General features: G+C 51.0%; 16 protein-coding genes. 6 read left to right on the plus strand and 10 right to left on the minus strand.

Going from position 1 to position 19,009, the window contains the following annotated elements; translation table 11 throughout:
• Position 1: 1 nt before the first annotated feature.
• A complete protein-coding gene (locus tag ACG2E4_RS04035) occupies positions 2–1,000 on the minus strand; it encodes a hypothetical protein (RefSeq protein ID WP_395260820.1) in 999 nt (332 codons plus the stop codon).
• 140 nt (positions 1,001–1,140) lie between these two features.
• Between ACG2E4_RS04035 and ACG2E4_RS04040 the strand changes: the two genes are divergently transcribed.
• A complete protein-coding gene (locus tag ACG2E4_RS04040; protein ID WP_395260818.1) occupies positions 1,141–2,283 on the plus strand; it encodes a hypothetical protein in 1,143 nt (380 codons plus the stop codon).
• 385 nt (positions 2,284–2,668) lie between these two features.
• Entirely contained in the window at positions 2,669–5,353 is a 2,685-nt protein-coding gene (locus ACG2E4_RS04045) for a PAS domain S-box protein (protein WP_395275765.1), read from the plus strand.
• Between the two features lie 64 nt (positions 5,354–5,417).
• On the opposite strand, the gene coaBC is transcribed toward ACG2E4_RS04045, so the two are convergent.
• The 7 genes from coaBC to ACG2E4_RS04080 all read right to left on the minus strand — a co-directional run bounded on the left by coaBC (position 5,418) and on the right by ACG2E4_RS04080 (position 11,491).
• On the minus strand, positions 5,418–6,620 hold the full coding sequence (gene coaBC / locus ACG2E4_RS04050; protein WP_395275766.1) for a bifunctional phosphopantothenoylcysteine decarboxylase/phosphopantothenate--cysteine ligase CoaBC: 1,203 nt from the start codon (positions 6,618–6,620) through the stop codon (positions 5,418–5,420).
• A gap of 3 nt (positions 6,621–6,623) precedes the next feature.
• Positions 6,624–6,917, minus strand: a complete 294-nt coding sequence (locus tag ACG2E4_RS04055) for a DNA-directed RNA polymerase subunit omega (protein WP_395260814.1) — start codon at positions 6,915–6,917, stop codon at positions 6,624–6,626.
• A gap of 12 nt (positions 6,918–6,929) precedes the next feature.
• Positions 6,930–7,520, minus strand: a complete 591-nt coding sequence (gene gmk / locus ACG2E4_RS04060; RefSeq protein ID WP_395275767.1) for a guanylate kinase — start codon at positions 7,518–7,520, stop codon at positions 6,930–6,932.
• Between the two features lie 88 nt (positions 7,521–7,608).
• Positions 7,609–8,490 carry a YicC/YloC family endoribonuclease gene (locus ACG2E4_RS04065; protein ID WP_395260810.1) on the minus strand — a complete coding sequence of 294 codons (882 nt, stop codon included), beginning with the start codon at positions 8,488–8,490 and terminating at the stop codon, positions 7,609–7,611.
• Positions 8,491–8,651: 161 nt separating this feature from the next.
• Positions 8,652–9,998 (minus strand): phosphoglucosamine mutase, encoded by a 1,347-nt coding sequence (gene glmM / locus ACG2E4_RS04070; protein WP_395260808.1) that lies wholly within the window; start codon positions 9,996–9,998, stop codon positions 8,652–8,654.
• Positions 9,999–10,123: 125 nt separating this feature from the next.
• Positions 10,124–10,681, minus strand: coding sequence for a cob(I)yrinic acid a,c-diamide adenosyltransferase (locus ACG2E4_RS04075; RefSeq protein ID WP_395260807.1), 558 nt, complete (start codon positions 10,679–10,681; stop codon positions 10,124–10,126).
• Positions 10,682–10,873: 192 nt separating this feature from the next.
• Positions 10,874–11,491 carry an IMPACT family protein gene (locus ACG2E4_RS04080; protein ID WP_395260806.1) on the minus strand — a complete coding sequence of 206 codons (618 nt, stop codon included), beginning with the start codon at positions 11,489–11,491 and terminating at the stop codon, positions 10,874–10,876.
• Positions 11,492–11,732: 241 nt separating this feature from the next.
• Between ACG2E4_RS04080 and ACG2E4_RS04085 the strand changes: the two genes are divergently transcribed.
• From ACG2E4_RS04085 to ACG2E4_RS04095, 3 genes are all read left to right on the plus strand, one after another.
• Positions 11,733–12,431 (plus strand): succinate dehydrogenase cytochrome b subunit, encoded by a 699-nt coding sequence (locus ACG2E4_RS04085; protein WP_395260805.1) that lies wholly within the window; start codon positions 11,733–11,735, stop codon positions 12,429–12,431.
• 79 nt (positions 12,432–12,510) lie between these two features.
• A complete protein-coding gene (locus ACG2E4_RS04090) occupies positions 12,511–14,430 on the plus strand; it encodes a fumarate reductase/succinate dehydrogenase flavoprotein subunit (protein ID WP_395260803.1) in 1,920 nt (639 codons plus the stop codon).
• 97 nt (positions 14,431–14,527) lie between these two features.
• Positions 14,528–15,292, plus strand: coding sequence for a succinate dehydrogenase/fumarate reductase iron-sulfur subunit (locus tag ACG2E4_RS04095; RefSeq protein WP_395260802.1), 765 nt, complete (start codon positions 14,528–14,530; stop codon positions 15,290–15,292).
• Positions 15,293–15,642: 350 nt separating this feature from the next.
• Here ACG2E4_RS04095 and hisS read toward each other — a convergent pair whose 3' ends face one another.
• Positions 15,643–16,920, minus strand: coding sequence for a histidine--tRNA ligase (hisS, locus tag ACG2E4_RS04100; RefSeq protein WP_395275768.1), 1,278 nt, complete (start codon positions 16,918–16,920; stop codon positions 15,643–15,645).
• 175 nt (positions 16,921–17,095) lie between these two features.
• Positions 17,096–18,082, minus strand: coding sequence for an NAD(P)H-quinone oxidoreductase (locus ACG2E4_RS04105; protein ID WP_395275769.1), 987 nt, complete (start codon positions 18,080–18,082; stop codon positions 17,096–17,098).
• Between the two features lie 68 nt (positions 18,083–18,150).
• Here ACG2E4_RS04105 and ACG2E4_RS04110 point away from each other — a divergent pair, with 68 nt between their 5' ends.
• A complete protein-coding gene (locus tag ACG2E4_RS04110; protein WP_395260798.1) occupies positions 18,151–18,798 on the plus strand; it encodes a PIG-L deacetylase family protein in 648 nt (215 codons plus the stop codon).
• Positions 18,799–19,009 lie beyond the last annotated feature (211 nt).

Below are 19,009 nucleotides of genomic sequence, written 5' to 3' on the forward strand. Positions count from 1 at the left end.
ATCAATAGTTGATTTGGGGAGGTTGAATCAGGAAGAGTCCCTGCTTTTTAAAGCCGGGCAGTTTTTCTCTCAGCCACTGCAGGGCCGACTCGTCGGCCATGATAATGGCTACCGGGTGGGCTTGCTGACGGGCTTGTGTTGAGAATGTTTCGAGCTTTTCCTTGAAGAACGATTCCCCGAGATTTGAGTTCAAGATGACGGCGTCATTGACGTCGATGAAGGTGATATTTTTTTGGGATGCGGTTTCCGTGATCGGGGCCGCATCCTGAGAAGAAAGCACGGAAGCCTGCCGGAAGTTGAGAATTGGTGTATTTGGGGGAACGTGCTCAAGCAGAGACAGGGATGGCAGTGGAGTCGGAGTTTCGGGGTTCTCCTTCTCCATCTCTGGCTCAATCCAGTAGCAGACATGGGGGTACTCCGGCTTGATCTCCTGGACTTGCCGGCGTACCTCTTCGGGACTGGAAACCTGCAGAGCTATCGGGATCGGCTCTCCAAACCGGATAACCGATTCAACCATCTCCGCTGACGGCTGCTCGCTGAACGCGATGATAATGCTCGCGATGTTGCGGTCCAGTACCAGCTTGTCATCCGTTCTGAGCGAAAGAGATCGAAAAACGGTGCCCTTGTAGGTTAACTGGATCAGCATGCGTTCCTCAGGGAGGTTGACTCTGGCCGGAGTCCCTACCGCCAGGGGATGAAAAATACGGTTCAGCTCGGCGTGGAGCAGGGTTTTTGAAAATCCCGGGGGCAGATCGATGTAATAGGTTTTACGGACCAGGGCGGAATCAACCGGCCGTGTTTCCGTGCTGAACTGGGTACGGTTAATATTGAATTTTTGGAGTGTACTGACGATCAGGGAGTCGGCCTGTGCGAAATTTCGGAGCCGCGTGGGCGATCCCTCTTCGGAATAAAACAGCATTGCACCGCTGGTTATACATGAGATGAGCAGCAGCAGGGCTATCAGCCTCTTTTTTGTTTTCCCGTCGGTGTTGGTATCCAATTCACTGTAGATTTATTTGAGAGCTCAAAAATAGGTGTTATTGTGGTGTAAATCTACGTATTTAGGAAATGAAATTTGAGAAAAGCAGGCAGTGTCTTACATTTATCATGCCTTGAAAAATTGGAAATACTACAGATATCATGGCTTTTAATGTTGTGAAGGTGCAAACAGAAAAGCATATTGATGCTTTTCATGAGTTGCCTTTTAGAATTTACCGGGATAACCCCTACTGGGCTCCGCCATTTCGATTTGAACTCGAGAACATTTTTGATCCCGAGAAGAATGATTTTTTTAAAACCGGGGAGTGTGAGCGTTTTATCGTACAGAACGGTGCACGGGTGGTGGGCCGGTTTGCCCTGATGAACACCCCGGAGCGGGATAAAGTGCTGGAGCCCAAGATGGGCGGTATCGGGTTTATTGAGATGGAAAATAATGCTGAGCTGGCGCACGAGATTATCGATTTTTCCCGCCGGTGGCATCAAAAGCGGGGGTACCGGGCGATGAGGGGACCCATAAATTTTGGGGAAAATGATACATACTGGGGACTGCTGGTCGAAAATTTTGAACATCCCAATATCTACGGTATGTATTACCATCCGCCCTACTACAAGGACCTGCTGGAGCAGACGGGGGGTCAGAAACTGGACGATCACTGGAGCTACATCCGTTATTTTGACAAGCCGGTGCCGGACCGCATGGTCAAGATCACCGACCGTATTGAGCGCAAGCCCGGCGTTGAACTCCGCCCGATCGACATGAATAATATCTACCGGGATGCCCAGTACATGCGTGAAATTTATAACGATGCATGGAGCAACCAGGAGATCCCGGAACGGGAGCAGGAATTTACAGAATTGACGGAAGAGACCATCAACAGGCTGGTCCGGAAACTGAAACCGGTGCTTATCCCGGAAAGCGTGCTGCTGGCATTTGTAGATGGGGAACCTGCTTCATTTATTGTGTGTGTGCCCGATCTGAATGAGGTTTCGAAAGAAACGGGCGGACGGCTCCGGTGGTGGCATTATCCCAAGCTTTTTTGGTTTAAACGACGCGCCAGGCATCTGCGGACGCTGGTATACGGGACCCGTCCGAAATTCAGGAAGATGGGGCTGGAGGCGCTTACATTTACCCGGGGGATACAGTATACAAAAGAAGCGGCTCCATCAATGAAATACCTGGAGGGGGCTTGGGTCAGTGAAAAAAACTGGCTTATGCAGCGCAGCCTGGAGGCGCTGGGATGTAAACATCACAAAACGCACAGAACGTACAAGTGGGAATACTGAATTTCCCGAATATCATTATCATCTACAGTATCGACGACAGATTGCGAGGCTATTGAAAGACCAAGCGGGGTACATTCCGTGCCGCTTCAGGGCCTCGATGCGAGCCTTGTGTGGAGACGAGCCGCAGGCGCCACGCCCTGCCGACGGTCTTGACAGGGATTAATAACGTTATTATCGGGGGATAGTAGCGTATCGCCGGGAGGACGTCCACTCTCTCAGGAATGCTGTGTCGGTGAATGCATTAATAAAATGAACGTTGGTACAAAAGGATTAAAAGTATTTAACGGGAGAAACATAACGGGTCGTAAACGGCTAAAAAATAGTTATGCAGATCCTGTCAAAGGTATATCAGCACACAATTCAATATTAAGTTTATTATCGTAAGATGGAGAACGAGGCCCTGCTCTTTGAGCGGCATCCAAACCCCATGTTGCTCTATGATATGGATACGCTCAATATCCTGAAAGTCAATCACGCCGCCGTCCAAAAGTACGGTTATTCAGCTGATGAATTTACACAGCTGAACCTGGAGGATATCCGGCCTGAAGAGGAGATCGAGAGGCTGCACCATACCCTGGAACACCTGAATGAAGGATTGAACAGCAGCCGCGTGTTTCGTCATAAAAAGAAAGATGGGGAAATTTTTCATGTCCAGGTTACCTCGCACGCTTTTCCATACAAGGGATACCGCTCGCGCCTGGTGTCGGTGCTGGATATTTCAAAAGAGGTAAACGCGCGGATGGAGGTGGAAGAGGCCTACCGGGAGCTGGATCATCTCATCCGGGAAAATCCACTTGCGATGATCAAGTGGAACAGCAGGCTGGAAGTGGTTGAATGGTCAAAACGTGCAGAGGAGCTCTCGGGGTATCCCGGCGACGAAATGCTGGGGAAAAGATTGTCTGCAATGGATCTGTTTTCCTCTGAAGTAAAGCAGAAACTGGAACAAAGATTCCGGGAAGTAAAGGGCGGGCGACCGGCCCGGCAACTGGATACGCGAATCACCCACCGCGGGGGAACGCAGGTCGACATCCGTATTCACGCCTCGGTACTCCGCGACGAGGAGGGAGAAGCCCGGATGCTGCTGACATTCGTCGAAGACATCTCACAAGAAAAACAAGCGGAGCAAAAGCTTTCGCGGCAAAATGAGATGATCCGTTTTGTCAATGAGCTTTCCAGTTCGGTGGGGAATCTGAACCATTACGACCAGGCCCTGAAGATGGCGGTCAAGAAGATCTGCGCGTTTATCGACTGGCCGGTGGGACATGTATACCAGCGAGCCAATGCGCAGCGTTTTGAGAGCACGGATATATGGTACCTTAAGGACCCCGACCGGTACCAGGCGATCGTGGACCTGTCAAAAGAAACAGATGTTGAGCCTGGCAAGGGATTCCTGGGGGCGGTTATCAACCGGGAGCAGCCGCTGTGGCTGAAAAACCTGGAAGCCCACAAGGAAACGTTTATCCGTCAAGAACTGGGAAAATCGCTCCCTGTAAGCACCTGTTTTGCCTTCCCCGTGAAGGTGCAGGACGAGATTACGGTGGTACTGGAATTTTTCAGCGAGCATTCGGTAGAGATGCAGCCGGAGCTGATGGAGATTATGGCGACTGTTGAGAGTCAACTGGGACGTATCCTTGAACGCATACGTGTTCGGGAGGAGCTGGAACTCAGCGAACGAAAGTACCGCAAACTGTACGAACGGGCCAATGACGGCATTTTGATTCTCAAGGGGCGCAATATTGTTGACTGCAACAGCAAAATGGAGGAGCTTTTTGAGTGCTCCCGGGATGAAATTATCGGGCAGACGCCCTTTGTCTTTTCCCCGGCGGTCCAGCCAGGCGGGAGCAAATCTGACCGCAAAGGTCGTCAGTATTTGCGCAAAACACTTAACGGGTCACCCCAGGTATTTGAGTGGAAACACGTTACCAAAAAGGGGCGATTAATCGATACGGAAATAAGCCTGAACAAGATCGTGCTGCAGGACGGGGTCTACATCCAGGCGATCGTGCGGGATATCACCCGCCATAAACAGGCCGAACAGGATCTGAAACGAAGTGAGGAGCTTTTCCGGAACCTCTTTTTGCGGGCGCCGGTAGCCATGATAATGGTGGACCGGGACAACCAGGTAAAAATGGTTAATCGAAAATTCGAGCAGCTGTTTGGCTACACGGAAGATGAACTGGCGGGAGAGGATATCGATGACTTTATTGTTCCGGAAGAAGAGGCGGCCGCGGCCCCTAAAATGCCGGGACAGGAAATATTGGGAGAAGATTTTATCAAAGAATTTACCCGTATTACGAAGAATGGAGACCCGGTTGACGTGCTGGTGGGAGCGATACCGGTATACCTGGAGGGAGAACCCCTGGCGGGATTTGGGATCTACATCGATATCAGCGATCAAAAAAATGTTCAGCGAAAACTGCAGAATTCACTGAAGGAGAAAGAGATACTGCTCAAGGAGATTCACCACCGCGTAAAGAATAACCTGGCGATTACATCGGCCCTGTTACAGTTGCAGGTTCTCAATGAGGAAAATGAAGATGTGGCCGATATTCTGGGGGACAGCCTGCTCCGAATTAAGACGATGGCCCTGGTGCATGAAACCCTCTACAAGACCGAGAATTTTGCTCATCTGAAGCTAAGCAGCTATATAGAAAAGCTGATCGGCTTTAACAATGAAGTGACCTCTACCGCGGACAAGGATATCGAGATCAACCTGGAGGTGGAGGATATCAATCTCAATATCAACCAGGCGATCCCCTGCGCGCTGGTGTTGAATGAATTTGTAACGAACGCCTTCAAGTACGCTTTTGAGGGAAAGAAGAGGGGCAACCTGAATGTACGTATCTGGGAGAAGAATTGTAAAGTGCATGTGGTGGTGGATGATAACGGAATCGGCCTGCCAGACAATTTCGAGGAACTGCGGCGGGCTTCCATGGGGATGACCCTGATCGACCAGTTAACGGACCAGCTGGAAGGAGAACTCCATATTGACTCCGAAAACGGCACCACTTTCGAGCTGATCTTTGAGAAGATGAGTACCACGGGATCGAGCAGCCATTTTCTACAGTAATACCTTCCGTAACCTGATCGAAACCTGGGCCAAACCGGGCAATTAAAACTGTGACAGTGTACTGCTATTTTGAATTAAAAATGAGATCCAGGATCTCCCGGGCCAGCTCTTTTTTTGAGCCGCTGAGTTGCTCTTGCCGGCTGTTTCCAAGTAAAAGGACGGCGTTTGTATCAACGGCAAACCCAGCTCCGGGTTCAGTGAGCGAGTTGGCTACAATCCAGTCAATATTTTTTTCATTGAGCTTGCGGGAGGCGTTTTCGAGCAGGTTTTCCGTCTCCATGGCAAACCCGATCAGTACCTGTCCGTCTCGCTTTTTATGACCCAGCCAGGACAGGATGTCGGGGGTGGAGGTGAGCTTGATCTCCGATTCTGCTTGCTCCTTCTTTACTTTTTGCTCGTGATACTCGGAAGGGGAAAAATCGGCAACTGCCGCCGACATTATGACAATATCAGCATCAGCATACGTTTTAACCGCCTCAAAAAGCTGCTGGGCAGTTTCAATTTCGATCGTCTCCATTCCGGCTGGAGGGGAGAGCTGCACCGGACCGTGAATAAGTATCACTTCAGCTCCCAGCTGCCGGGCGGCCTCGGCCATGGCAAAGCCCATTTTCCCGGTGCTGGGGTTCGAGATAAACCGGACAGGGTCGATATGCTCTCGCGTGGGACCAGCCGTCACCAGGACGGTTTTGCCGGCCAGGACTCCCCCCGTATAGACGGAAGAGATCAATTCAGTGGAATACTGCAGAATCTGCTGGGGTTCGGGCAGACGTCCCTTGCCCTCCAGGCCGCTGGCCAGGTAGCCTTCTTCGGGTTCAAGGACGTGGTAACCCAAATTATGTGCTTGTTCCAGGTTTTTCCGTGTGGCGGGTGCCTGGTACATCTCCCCGTCCATCGTCGGGCAGATCAGGATCGGGCAACGCGCTGCCAGTACCGTTGAGGTGAGCATATTGTCGGCAAGCCCGTGCACAATTTTTGCCAGAGTGTTGGCGGTACACGGCGCAATTACAAAAAGGTCGGCCCATTCCCCCCATTGAATATGGCGCGTCCAGGAGTCGCCGGAATCTGAACTGTCGGGAAAAATATCGACCGCGACGGGGTGCCTGGAAAGGGAGGAAAAAGTTTCGGCACCAACAAAACGCGTGGCCGAGGGGGTCATGGCAACACGAACCTCGGCCCCGGCCTTCTGAAATTCGCGCAAAAGAAAAGCAGCCTTGTAGGCTGCTATTCCACCGGTTACGCCCAACAAGATGCGCTTGCCGGAAAGCATATGTTAATCCTCGTCCTGAGGATAACGGAAATAGATTTCGCCCCGCTTCATCTCCTGAACGGCGCGCTGGGTGGGATGGGGCAGTTTTTCAAACTCCTTGGAAATGTTTTCCTGCTCTTCGTTGAAGGAAAATTCATCGTCATCTTCGAACCCTTCAAAGTATTTCAGCTTTTCATCCAGTTGAAGTTTCTCCTGGGCGGCAAGCTGACGAGACCGCTTCGACATGATAACAATCAGTTCATACTGATTGCCGGTATCTTTGTTCAGTTTTTCAACATCTAATGTTTGTATGGACATAAAACTACTCGGTTAGCGGATAAAGTTGGTGACAATTTGTTTGACCTGGCTATACGCTTTATCCAGGTCATCATTAATAACAACGTGGTCGAACTCATCGGCGTATTGCAGTTCTTTTTGCGCTTCTTTCAGCCGAATTTGAACCTCCTGTTCGGTTTCCGACTTTCGATTGCGCAGCCGCCGTTTGAGCTCTTCCAGCGAAGGAGGCTTGATAAAAATAGCAACACTGCCGGGGCCGTACATCTTTTTGACATTCAAAGCCCCTTTGACCTCGATATCAAGCAGGGGAAAATAGCCAGATTCCACCAGTTTATCAACTTCTGAACGCAGGGTGCCGTACCGGTTTTCTCCATAGGCTTCCCATTCGAGGAATTCACCCCGTTCCACCCGCCTGTCAAACTCTTCATCGCTCAGGAAAAAATACTCCCTGCCGTCCTGTTCGCCCTCCCGCGGAGAACGGGTGGTGGCAGAGGTTGAAAATTTTACGTTGTCGATATCATTGAGCAGCTTATTCGCGATTGTGGTCTTTCCCGCCCCACTCGGCGCTACAATGATAATTACTTTGCCTTTTTTGTTTTCCCGGGAGGTCATGGTCTTATACAAAAAGTTATCTGTTTGGCAGCATTCAGCACTGAATCTGTCCAGGGGTGTGTTGTTCCGACTTCATAAGCATTCGACATTCATTGAGTCGCTATTCGATATTCTGCACCTGCTCACGGATCTGTTCGAGGTTTTCTTTGGCGTGAACCACATGTTTTGATATTTCGGAACTGTTGGCTTTGGAACCGATGGTGTTGATTTCGCGGTTAATTTCCTGGGAAAGAAAATTGAGACGACGTCCCACCGATTCCTCCTGTTCGAGCGCCTCCCTGAAAAATTTGAGATGTGATTGCAGCCGGACGATCTCTTCGGTGATATCCATTTTGTCAGCAAGGATGGCCACTTCCATCTCCAGCCGTTCCGGGTCCAGCGCATCATCATCAATCAGGTCGTCCAGCCGTTCCTTGAGCTTTTCACGCGCCTCTTCTGCGCGGTCTTTGGTGAGTACGGCGATTTTATTGAGTAGTTCTTCAATATTGGAAACCCGACGGTGCAGGTCTTTTTCCAGCTGCCGCCCTTCCTGCCGGCGCATCTGGTTCAGCTGCACGATGGCTTCTTCGGTGGCTTCGCGGGCAAGATGCCATATTTTCTCGATCGTCTCCTCATCCTGTTCGCGACTCACAAAAATGTCGTTGAATGACATGAGATTGCGCAGGGTCACCGGTTCGTCAATATTTGCGGAGTCTCTGAGCTCTTCCAACAGCCGTTTGTAGCCTTTAACCAGCTCCTCGTTGAAGGTGACCTCGGGCTGCCCGGTTTGTGCCTGGTTGAGGCGGATATTAATATTCAGTTTACCCCGGTTTATTTGCGCTTGGATAATTTCTTTAAGATCCAGTTCCCTCTCCTGGATCTCCTGTGGCAGGCGGATGGAAAGATCGAGATATCGGCTGTTTACAGCGCGAATTTCAGCGGTTAGCGCGAACCCGTCTGCCGAGGCCTCGCCACGCCCAAAACCAGTCATTGATACTATCATGGAAAATTGACTTGAGGATAAAATTTACAATTAAAAGAAATATTGAATCTAAAATAAAAAAGCTGCAGGCAGATTGAAATTTAAGATCAAAATATACAACGAGCGTTGACCATGCCCCATCCGAGGGGACTTTTCTCTCCAGCAAGGGAGAACTGTTACTTTTACTTTAATACCTCTTTTTTAACTCGTCCTCCAAGCTCATCGGCCATTTCACGGGTTTGGGCCTCGGCATAGACCCGGATGATCGGTTCGGTATTTGATTTTCGCAGGTGAACCCATCCTTCGCTGAAATGAATTTTCACCCCGTCAATAGTAATGAGTTTTTGATCGGCATAGCGCTCCCGGGCCCGCTCAAGCACCTGGTCACCGTCAATTCCGTCGAGCTGTAGTTTTTTCTTGCTGATATGGTATTTTGGCAGCTGCTGGTGGTATTCGGCCAGCGTTATGCCTCGTTCTGCCAGCATCTGCAGTATCATGGCGACTCCCACAAGGGCATCCCGGCCGTAGTGCAGGTCCGGATTTATCACACCGCCGTTGCCTTCGCCCCCGATCACCGCATCAATCTCCTGCATTTTCTTCACTACGTTGATTTCTCCCACAGAAGAGCGGTGACAGGTCTGTCCATATTTTTGAGCGATGTCGTCCACCACCTGCGAGGAGGAAAGGTTGGTGGCCACAGGGCCTTTGTGCCGGGCAAGCATAAAGTCGATTGCAGCTGCCTGCGTATTTTCTTCGCCGAACAGTTCACCGGTATTGGTCACCAGTGCCAGCCGGTCGGCATCGGGATCGGTCACAATACCCAGGTCACATGATTTGTTTCGTACCAGGGCACAGATATCCTGCATATGTTCGGGCAGGGGCTCGGGATTGTGCGCAAAGATACCGGTGGGGGCCGCATTAATTTTGTGAATGGTATGAACTCCCAGGGCATCCAGCAGGGGGGGGAGGGCGACAGCCCCGGTCCCGTTTACCGGGTCGATCGCCACGGTGAAATCAGCCGCGGCGATTTTGTCAGGATTGATGTAGGGGAGATCGAGAATCTTTTCGATATGCTTTTCAACCGCATGCTTGTCGGTAAATACCGACCCGATCGTTTCATACTGCTGGTAGTTGAAGGTTCCCTTTTCCGACAGTTCAATAACCTGCTGGCCCTGGTCGGAATCCAGGAATTCACTTTTCTCATTCAACAGCTTCAGGGCGTTCCACTCGGCGGGATTATGGCTGGCGGACAAAATAATGCCCCCATCGGCATCCTGCTCGAGTACCGACATGGCTACGGTGGGCGTGGGCACGACTCCCACTTTGACAACATCGCATCCCACGGCTTGCAGCGTTGAGCAGACGATGTCCTCGCATAACGGGCCGGTAACACGGGTATCGCGGCCGACGACGACAGTACCGCGGTCGATCCATGTGCCGTAGGCGGCCGTAAACCGGGCAAGATTTTCAGGAGTTAAGTCGGTACCAAAAATGCCCCGGATGCCCGAGACTGAAATCATTAAGGCCATATTTTTGTCTTGAGTTTTGTGTTGTGTGTTTTTCGTCTTGAGTCTTGAGTCTTGAGTCTTGAGTCTTGAGTCGTGGGTCTTGGGTCTGGGTATTCAGTTTTTGTTGGTGGCCGGGAAGGTCCAAGTTATTCCTGCTCACCCCGGTCCGGTTTCCAGGGGATTTCCGGGATCCCGGCCTGTTGGTTTTCGTAGCGAGCTGCCACAAAGAGGAGGTCCGACAGCCGGTTCAGGTACTTAATCGTGAAATCAGAAACCGCTTCCTGTTCGCTGCACCGAACGACCGAGCGTTCGGCCCTGCGGCAGATGGTGCGTGCGACGTGCAGGTGAGCTCCACCTTTTGCCCCGCCGGGTCGGACAAAGTTTTTTAGTGCCGGTAGTTCGTTCTGCATTTCGTCGATCATGGTTTCAAGATATTGGAGGTGACGTTCATCAAGCCGCTCAATACGCGGTTTTGCCGAAGGAGGAGTGGCAAGATCGGCTCCCAATATAAACAGGTGCTCCTGTATATTCGTCATCACTTCGGTTCCTTTCTCAGAAAGTCTGGCACTCAGCGCCAGGCCGACCCAGGCATTCAGCTCATCCACGGTTCCATACGCCTCGATCCTCAAGGACGATTTTGACACCCGGTCGCCACCGTAAAGGGAAGTATCCCCCTGGTCACCTTGTTTTGTATAAATCTTCATAGGATCTGATTGTTGAATTTGAGTAAGCTAAAGTAAGGAGCGGTTACCAGAGTTTCAGCTCCAATTTGGGATTGGGATGATGTCCGGGTTTTGAACCCGGATTGGTTAAGAAACCGGGAAACAGGATGTTGATATTTTCAGGAGGCTGTGGCAATACTTTATCCCCTGGCAAAACCCGGGGTAAAGCATAAGTTATTGATGAATCACGAAACTTTCTCCCAGTATTTCATATTGAATTTCCAGGTGCACCATCTTGTCCAGCTTCCGGGTAAGCTGATCCGATTTGTCCAGAGGCGATGCGAGTACAAGGGTTACGGCGGCCAGGTAGGTGGCGTCCAGTTCAGTCAGGTCAAAGCTTGAGGCGAGCTGATCGATCTCATTTTGTCGATGGTAGGGATATCGCAGCTCGATGTTAAGTGTGGGAATGAGCGTAAACAGGTCCGCCTTCTCGGCGCAGCATCGGGCGGTGTGCCCGTAAGCCTCGATCAGCCCAGACGTTCCCAGGTTCGTGCCCCCGTAATAGCGAACGACTACCAGGCCGGCATTGACCAGTTCAGCCGACTTGAGCTGGTTTAGAATCGGGAGTCCGGCGGTTCCACGAGGTTCCCCGTCATCCTGGGCGAACTCCTGTGGATCGGTGGGGTCAACCCGGTAGGCGTAGCAGTGATGCGTCGCGTCGGGATACCGGGATGTGATACCGGAAAGCTGCCGGCTAAATTCGTCTTTGGTTTCCGAGGGAAAGAGGTGTCCGATAAATTTTGAGCCTTTCTCCCGAAACGAGGCGGTTGTTTGTTTGGCTACAGTCTTCAACAGTTGGTTAAATGGTGAAAAGAAGGTTGTCGATCAGTTTTATCTACAAATAACTGATCCCAATTGTCAAATACCAAAACCCAATTTAGACTTTTTCTTAATAAGTGGTTTATAATTATTTGAGGCATCTGATCTTGCCTTTTTAGTTATTTCGCTACATTTTCAGGCGTTGGGAAGAGGGGTTCAAACGCGACGTTTGGGCTTACCTATTTTAAGAAGAAAAATCACCGATCAGATTGCAATGCCATCAATTTTACAAGCGCTAGAGTCACAAGTTGGTAGAAAAATTTTAACCGGAGTTACAGGTATTGGCCTTATTCTTTTTATTATCGGGCACCTGATTGGAAATCTGACGATTTTTGGGGAACCGCAGGCCTTTAACGAATACACCTATGCCCTTGAAAGTCTTGGGTGGATCTTGTACCTGATTGAAGCGGTGTTGGTCGTGGGCTTTCTGCTGCACGCCTATCTCGGGGTTTCGATCTGGTTGAAACGCCGGAAATCCCGGCCGGAGGGATATGAAGAATACAACAGTAAAGGGGGAGCTAGTCATGTTAGCTGGGCTTCCAAAAGCATGATCTTTACCGGTATCGTCCTCTTTCTGTTTTTAATTGTTCACCTGGACTCGTTTAAGTTCGGGGCTACCGAGACGGTAATGATCGACGGTGAACCGGCGCGCGACCTGAAGGCGCTGGTAGTGGAAAAATTTCAAAGTCCGCTTTACGCCTTCGGCTATACATTTGTGATGATTCTTTTGGGCTTTCACCTAAAGCATGGCTTTTGGAGCGCATTTACCTCTCTGACGATGAAGCATACCAGGTTTTCAGGTCTTATTTATACCGCGGGGATCATCTTCGCTGTTTTGATGGCTGTGGGCTTTATCTTTATCCCCTTGTACATCTACTTTACCGGTGGATCGGGCGCATTATTATCACCTTGACAGAGCGCGGATGAAATGGGTTCGGGTGCAGAGCCCTGCCTTTATCATCAGCGTTCCAAAATAAAATGGAGTTTAATTCATGAACCTAGAGTCAAAAGTTCCTTCGGGACCGTTAGAAGAGAAGTGGTCCAATCATTTGAATGACATCAAACTCGTTGCCCCGAACAACAAGCGAAAGCATAATGTCATTGTTGTGGGAACGGGTCTGGCCGGTGGATCTGCGGCAGCCAGCCTGGCTGAACTGGGGTACAACGTGCAGAGTTTTTGTATCCAGGATTCGGCACGGCGAGCGCACAGTATCGCTGCCCAGGGAGGAATTAACGCGGCCAAAAACTATCCCAATGACGGGGACAGTATCTGGCGCCTGTTTTACGATACGATCAAGGGAGGCGACTACCGCTCGCGCGAGTCCAACGTGTATCGGCTGGCCCAGATCTCCAACGAAATTATTGACCAGGCCGTGGCGCAGGGCGTACCGTTTGCCCGCGAATACGGCGGATTGTTGGCCAACCGGTCGTTTGGCGGCGCCCAGGTTTCCAGGACATTCTACGCCCGCGGGCAGACCGGCCAGCAGCTTCTGCTCGGTGCCTACCAGGCGATGATGCGCCAGATCCATGAAGGCAAAATTGAATATCATCCGCGGCACGAAATGCTGGACTTGGTCTTGATCGACGGCAAGGCGCGTGGAATTATTACCCGCGATTTGGTTTCCGGGGAGATAAAACGGTGGATTGCCGATGCCGTAGTGCTGGCCACCGGGGGCTATGGAAACGTGTTTTACCTTTCCACAAATGCCAAAAATTCCAACGTAACGGCGGCCTGGCGCTGCCATAAACGGGGAGCTGCGTTTGCCAATCCCTGCTATGTGCAGATTCACCCCACCTGCATCCCGGTATCGGGAGATTACCAGTCCAAGCTCACCCTGATGAGCGAGAGCCTTCGAAATGATGGCCGGGTGTGGGTACCCCGCGACAAGAATGATGAACGTCCTCCCAATCAGATACCGGAAGAGGACCGGTTCTATTATCTCGAGGAGCGATATCCCAGCTTCGGGAACCTTGTGCCCCGCGATGTCGCCTCGCGAAATGCCAAAATGGTTTGTGACGACGGCATGGGCGTGGGACCCACGGGGCGTGCGGTTTACCTCGATTTTCGGGATGCCATTGAACGCGACGGCAGGAAGACGATCGAGGAAAAATACGGGAACCTGTTCGAGATGTATGAGAATATCACCGGGGATGATCCCTACGAGGTTCCGATGCGGATCTTCCCGGCTGTGCATTACACCATGGGCGGTCTCTGGGTGGATTATAACCTGATGAGCAATGTACCCGGCCTGTTTGTCGCCGGCGAAGCAAACTTTTCAGATCACGGCGCCAACCGGCTTGGCGCAAGCGCGTTGATGCAGGGACTCTCTGACGGGTATTTTATCATTCCTTACACCATCGGCAACTATATTGCCGGCAACGACCTGGCGGAAGCGGATACTCGTCACGATGCGTTTGACGAGGCGGCCCGGAATGCCCAAAACCATATTGACAAGTTACTGAATGTGAACGGGGAGAAAAGTGTGATCGAGTATCACCGCGAGCTGGGCCAGATTATGTGGGACAAGGTGGGCATCGCCCGGAACGAAGAGGGTCTGAAAGAAGCAATCAGCCAGATTCGGGATCTGCGGGCGGACTTCTGGCAGAATGTTCGCGTGCCCGGGGAGGCAACCAACTACAATAAATATCTCGAATTTGCCGGGCGTGTGGCTGACTTCCTTGAACTCGGCGAACTGATGGCTGAAGATGCGCTTGACCGTGATGAGTCGGCTGGCTGCCACCTGCGGGAAGAGCATCAAACCGAAGAGGGAGAAGCCCTCCGAAATGACGAGGAGTATTCTTATGTCTCGGCATGGGAGTTTAAAGGCCTGAATGGACAGCTGGTGGAAGAGCTTCACAAAGAAGATCTTGAATTTGAATATGTAGAACTGAAACAACGCAGTTACAAATAACGGAATTGAACAGAGTTGACGCGGATTCAACGTAAATCGCAAATACGCTCGATCCGTAAAACGATGAACCGCGTTTCCTGATAAAAATATTTTAATTATGGCAGAGACAATGACCATACATCTGAAGATCTGGCGGCAGGAAGGTCCTGACAAGCCGGGCAAGCTGGTTGATTACACCCTGGATAATGTCAATGAGCATATGTCTTTTCTGGAGATGCTGGATGTGTTGAATGAAAAGCTTGTTGCAGAGGGCAAAGTACCTGTTGAGTTTGACTATGACTGCCGGGAGGGAATTTGTGGGTCCTGTAACCTGGTGATCAACGGAACGGCCCACGGTCCCAAGGCGATGACTTGTACCTGCCAGCTGCACATGCGCAACTACGACGACGGCGACACCATTGTGGTGGAACCGTTCCGGGCCAAAGCATTTCCCGTAATCAGGGACCTGGTCGTAGATCGCAGCGCCTTTGACCGAATTATTGAGGCCGGGGGGTACGTCTCTACGAAAACGGGTTCGGCACCGGATGCCAACGCCATTCCGATCGAAAAAGCGACAGCGGACACCGCTTTTGACTATGCGACCTGTATCGGGTGCGGGGCCTGCGTTGCGGCTTGTCCCAACTCATCCGCCTCACTTTTTACGGGAGCGAAACTTGCTCACCTGAATCGGCTTCCCCAGGGCGAACCTGAAAAGAAACGGCGAACAGTGGCGATGGTTGAACAGATGGAGAAAGAAGGATTTGGCGACTGCTCCAACTTTGCCGAGTGCGAAGCGGTTTGCCCGAAAGGGATCTCAATCTCTGCTATCGCCGAAATGCGACGAGATTATATGAAAGCGGTCTTTGCAGGAGAAGAGGTATAAAATTAGCGAATGTAAAGGCTTCTAACCTGCATTCCCGCGAGAATAATTTTGAATCATTGTAATACTATGAATTACAATGATTTATATTGATTTCCCGACCGAAAATACTATGGCAGGGTTAGCGGACTTTGAAATTGGCACATCTGCTGCGTTGAATTTGGGGATCGCCCGCTCAAGGTATCAGCATACGTCTTGCTCTCGCTTGCGATTACTACTTCGCCTTGCATAAAAACCAATTTTTTGGTGAGAAATGCAGGTTAAATCCCGCTTTTTGTAAAATCCCCTGTTGTTCCTGCTGTCCTGGTTCAAGAGGTCGTTGAAAAATTTTTTTGCACACAAACCTCTTTAATCTACTCCTGTGGATCCAGTTTCTTTTCAAGCCTGTCCAGGATCTCCTCAACTGGAAGCTGCGTTTCTTCACTGGCCTCCATGTCGCGAAAGGTGAATGTTCCTTCATTCAGTTCATTTTCTCCCACTATAATTGTGTAACGGGCGTTCTCCCGGTCGGCATCTTTCATCTGTGATTTGATGGAGCGCCCGGCATAATCCATGGTTGCGGAAAATCCCTCCTGCCGAAATATGGGCAGTTGCTGAAGCGCCCAGCTGCGAGCTTTGTCTCCGATGGTAACAATGTAGAGGTCCACCGATTTGGGTTTCGAAAGCTTGATACCGAGCTCATCACAAGCCAGTATTAACCGCTCTATTCCCGCTGCGAATCCCACGGCAGGGGTCGGTTGCCCGCCTACTTCCTCAACCAGAAGATCGTACCGGCCACCGCCCGCAAGGGCATCCTGGGCTCCCAAATCGGGGCTGACCAGTTCAAACGCCGTACGGGTGTAGTAATCGAGTCCCCGCACGAGGTGGGGATCTTCGTCATAGGCGAGCCCCAGTTCATCCAGGTACTGCTTAACCTTGCGGTAATGGTCAGCCGATTCTTTGTTCAGGAAATCCCCGATCACAGGCGCCTCGGCAACCAGCGTCTGATCTTCCTCCTCCTTGGAATCCAGGATTCGCAGCGGATTTTTTTCGAGACGGTTTTGAGAAACCTGGCTCAGCTCATTCTTGTGAGGGGTGAAATAGTCAGCAAGCGCTTTCTTGTAGGCATCGCGGCTTTCGGGATCGCCGACCGAGTTGATCTTCAGACTGGTGTTGGTGATTCCCACCCTTTCATAGACGCTCATCATAAACGCCATGCACTCCACGTCGGCGATGGGATCGTCGCTGCCCAGTATTTCGGCACCGAACTGGTGAAACTGGCGCTGGCGCCCTTTCTGCGGTTTTTCGGCGCGGAACATCGGCCCGATGTAGTACAGGTTTTGGGTGCCGCCGCGCTGCTCGAGGTGATGCTCTACAAACGCCCGAACCACGGGAGCGGTACACTCCGGGCGGAGCACGTACTGGTCGTCGCCCCGTTCAAAAGCAAACATCTCTTTCGAGACGATATCGGTAAGCTGGCCAATGCCGCGGGCGATCAGCTCGGTCTGTTCCAGTATGGGGGTGCGAATCTCCTCAAAATTAAATTTCTGAGCTTCTTCGTGGATAATTCGTTCTATCGTTTGCCACTTTTCAACTTCTCCGGGCAGGATGTCTACCATTCCAACGTGAGTACGGTATTTGGGTTGCGCCATGAATAAGTACTTGTAATAATATTTGTTCAATTAGCTGGTCAAAGATAACAGAGGCTGGGGAGAATATCTTGTAAGAAAATTCAAATGGGCGGGTGGCATAAAATGCAACGTTTACCGACCGGGAGTGCTACAGGGTAATTGGGTTTTCGCTTTATTAATAGTGCACATCCCTCTTCTACATCCCCGTAAGCACAATTTTGCCTGTATTCTTATTTTCAGCCATCCGCTGGTGGGCCTCTTCTGCCTCCCGCCAGTCGTATACTGAATCGATTACGGGGTGGATGATACCCTGTTCAAACAGGGGTAGTGCCCGGTTGGAAAATTCGCGGGTCAGTTCAATTTTGTAGGCATTCGACCGAGCCCGCAGGGTGGAGCCCCTGATCGACAAGCGCCGGGAAAGGATCGGGATGAGGTTCATCCTGGTTACTTTTGTACCTCCGAGCATTGCGAGCAGCACCAGTCGCCCGTCTTCTGCCAGCACGCTGATGTTCTGATTCCAGTAGGAAGCGCCAACAAAGTCGAGGATCAGGTCTGCAGCATGCTTGCCCAGCTCCTGCTCCACCTGTTGCGCCCAATCATTCCTCTTGTAATTATAGGTAAAATCGGCGCCGAGCTCCCGGGCCGTTTCCAGTTTGCGCTTTTTACCGGCTGTGGCCAAAACCCGGGTATTGAACAGGTGGCGGCACAGTTGGATAGCGGAGGTACCGACGCCGCTGCCGGCTGCATGGATTAAAACGGTCTCGTTTTCACGGATCTCTCCCACCCATTTCAGGGCCTGGTACGCTGTTAAAAATGTTTCCGGGATCGCCGCCGCTTCCGTAAATGACAGGTTCCCGGGAACCGGCATCGCCATATCGGCGGGAATGACGCAGAATTCGGCATAACCGCCGCCCGGCAGCAGGGAAAATACAAAATCATCGGGATGCCACTCCGATACTTCGGACCCGATTTTTTCCACGATGCCCGCCATTTCCAGTCCCAGGATATTGCTGGCACCCTCTGGAGCAGGATATTTTCCCTGCCGTTGCAGCAGGTCTGCACGGTTGAGGGCAGTGGCCTCAATTTTGACAAGTATCTCATGGGGATCAGGCTCGGGAGTGGCTACATGCCGGATCTCCAGCGATGATTTTTTACCGGGATTTATGACGTTGATGGCTTTCATGCAAATCGGTACCTTCCTTCTTTTGGTGATGGCTCAATCAAACATACGCAAATAGAGGATTTTTTGACATGACAGATATTACCGGGCTTAATAAAGTATTGGTGCTGGCTCCCCATACCGACGACGCGGAGCTGGGGTGCGGGGGCACGATTGTGCGAATGCTGGATAACGGCGTGGAGGTGCATGTCGCCGTATTCTCCACGGCCCGTGCCTCTTTGCCACCCGGCAGCGATCCGGATCTGCTGCGAAAAGAGTTTAACGCCGCAATGGATATTCTAAATATTCCGGGGGAGCGCCGGTATGTTTATGACTACCAGGTTCGAAAACTCAACTATTCCCGACAGGAAGTGCTGGAAGAGCTGGTTAAGTTGAAGAGGAAAATTGAGCCTGAAATGGTGTTATTGCCCTCGGGAAGCGACCTGCACCAGGATCACCAGGTCGTCAATAAAGAGGGCCTGCGGGCGTTTAAGGAAATTACCGTCTGGGGATATGAGCTGCCGTGGAACCACATCACGTTTTCTGCCCAGGCGTTCGTCACGTTGACAAAAGAGCAGATCGACAAGAAATGGGAGATCTTGACGGTGTATGAGTCACAGGTAAAAAAGAATCGAAACTACTTTACAGAGGAATTCATCAGGGGACTCGCAAAAGTACGGGGCGTGCAAGTGAAAGCGGATTACGCCGAAGCGTTTGAAGTCATTCGCGTCAAGTGGTAAAAAAGCGGTAATTTCGGGGTTGGGTTTACTTGCAAAATGCGTGATGCGTAAAAAAGCAACCTTGCCCTTCGTATATTTGCCCTGAAGAATTGTTTTTAAATACCTTGACACGGAATCACAAAACGAGTCCCCTCTGAAAACCAGTAGTTGGTGTTTAAATCAGCATAATGATTTAAACACCAAAAATACTATTACAGTGGGTAGCCGGTTG

The sequence above is a fragment of the Halalkalibaculum sp. DA384 genome (assembly GCF_043951955.1).
GTDB lineage: Bacteria > Bacteroidota > Rhodothermia > Balneolales > Balneolaceae > JAMQKA01.